This window comes from Skermanella sp., assembly GCF_059503625.1.
Map to the genome: position 1 here is coordinate 1 of NZ_JCACHA010000447.1, position 1,367 is coordinate 1,367.

Sequence of the window (1,367 nt, forward strand, 5' to 3'; positions counted from 1 at the left end):
ACATTCCGCCAATCTAGGGAATCCTACAACGACAGCCCTTCAAGCGATTGCCCTGCGGCTCTCCATCAAACTTGCATCTACCTCGCTTTAGGAATATAAGCAAATATCCCTCCTATTCAAGAAAGCCGCCGCCATGACCGCATCGCCAAACCCCGCCATCCGCCTCACCCCCCGGCAGGAAGCTTTCTGCGAAGCCATGGCTTGCGGTGTCGGCGGGGCGGAAGCCGCGCGGCGCGCGGGGTACTCGGCGCAGGGTTCCAAGCAGCGGGGTGCGTTCCTGATGCGGCAGCCGGAAATCCGGACCCGGATCGACCGGCTGCGGGCAGCCCGGCGGGCCGAGCATCAAGCCTTGCTCGACGAAGCGGCGGAGCAGGTGGAGGCGATCATCGCCGACGCACGGGAAAACAATCGTGGCGGTCTGGCGCTCCGCGCCATCGAGTTCCGCCTGAAGCTGCGCGGCGTCATTCAGGACAAGCGGATCGCCCATCACTACCATCTCGACCGGACCCATCCCGATGCCGATCTGGAAGATCTCGACGGCGACCCGCTGGAAGAACTCGACGCACTCGAACCGCCGCCCGCCGCCACGGCTCTCCCTGCAACGACTCCCGCCGGTCAGGTCGCGGACTTGCGAGGCACGGACCTGCGGGCCGGTGATTTGCGGGCCGGTGATTTGCGGGCCGGTGATTTGCGGGTCAGGGACCTCCGGATAGTGACCGATAGTGACCTTTCGCGGTCGTTGCCGAAACGCCCGTCGCCGGCGTCCCGGTTCTCCGTTCCCGCCTCCGCCGTCATTGCCGCCATCGCCGCTTCCGCCGCTCCCAGCCCTACTGCTCGATCCGCAGGTTGCTGAGCTGGGAACCGATCTGCTGGAAGATGCCGCGCAGTTCGGTGGCGCTGGGGGAGTTGAAATAGTAGCTCGGCTGGGATGCGCAGGACCGGTACAGATCCTTGGTCGTGTTGCTGGTGACCATCAGCGTGATCGTATAGATCGTGATCTTCTTCGCTTTCATGGCGGTGCACAGATCGGTCATCCGGCTGTTGATCCGCGACGTCGCCTGACTGCCGGTGGTCGTGCCGAGCCGGCCTTCCGACAGCCGTCCATAGGCGGTGTAGTCGTAGGAAGGCTGCTTGGGATGGTCGTACCATTCATTGCTGCCGTCGGTCAGCAGCACCACCGCCTTGTCGGTATCGGCTGTGCCGTAGTCCAGCGGCATGCCCGCCGGGGTCGGATCGCCCCACAGCCCGCGCCATTGCGGCGACAGGGTGAACCAGCCGGCCTGCAGGCCCAGGTTCGCCATGGTGCCGCCCCGGTTGACGCCCTTCAGCGTGGCGATCTTGCTCAGGATGTCGGCCCGCTTGTTGGT

At 65.0% G+C, this 1,367-nt stretch carries 1 protein-coding gene and 1 pseudogene; one reads left to right on the forward strand and one right to left on the reverse strand.

What is annotated here, in order from left to right:
- Positions 1-133 precede the first annotated feature (133 nt).
- Complete coding sequence (locus AC5JJ6_RS09770; RefSeq protein ID WP_496041855.1) at positions 134-853, forward strand: terminase small subunit; 720 nt, start codon at positions 134-136, stop codon at positions 851-853.
- Here AC5JJ6_RS09770 and AC5JJ6_RS09775 read toward each other — a convergent pair.
- A pseudogene (locus AC5JJ6_RS09775) lies at positions 828-1,367 on the reverse strand (TadE/TadG family type IV pilus assembly protein); the annotation flags it as partial. The gene AC5JJ6_RS09770 and the pseudogene AC5JJ6_RS09775 overlap by 26 nt on opposite strands.